A 480-nucleotide genomic window follows, 5' to 3' on the forward strand; every position below is an offset into this window, starting at 1 on the left:
CTACCAGGGCGACAAGTTCTCGGAATACTTCGACGCGAATACCTACCTCCTGATCACCAAGGCCCTCGACTACTTCGATCCGGCGCGCGAACACGGCGGCGACCTGACGAAAGCCCTGGCGTCGACCCGCGCCCAGTTCCTGGTCGCGTCCTTCACCACCGACTGGCGCTTCTCGCCGGAGCGCAGCCGCGAGATCGTCGAAGCCTTGATCTCGAACCGGCGCAAGGTGACCTATGCCGAGATCGACGCGCCGCACGGGCACGACGCCTTCCTGCTGGAAGACGCGCGCTACATGGGCGTGGTGCGGGCCTATTACGACCGCATCTGGGAACAAACGACGAGCCGGGAGGCGGCATGAAATTCGACAACCTGAACACGCTGCGCCCCGACCTGGCCTTTATCGCCGACTGGGTGCCCGAGCGCGCCCACGTGCTCGACGTCGGCTGCGGCGACGGCGGCATGCTGCGCTACCTGGAAACC

1 protein-coding gene and 1 pseudogene are annotated in these 480 nt (G+C 65.6%); both read left to right on the forward strand.

Annotated elements, in window-relative coordinates; genetic code table 11:
• Positions 1 to 358 (forward strand): annotated as a pseudogene (gene metX / locus KVT32_RS28685) (homoserine O-acetyltransferase); the annotation flags it as partial.
• The coding region (locus KVT32_RS28690; RefSeq protein WP_217619270.1) for a methionine biosynthesis protein MetW at positions 355 to 480 on the forward strand (126 nt) is incomplete at its 3' end. The pseudogene metX and the gene KVT32_RS28690, both read left to right, overlap by 4 nt.

Origin of the sequence: Achromobacter sp. GbtcB20, assembly GCF_019091095.1 — a bacterium.
GTDB lineage: Bacteria > Pseudomonadota > Gammaproteobacteria > Burkholderiales > Burkholderiaceae_B > Achromobacter > Achromobacter mucicolens.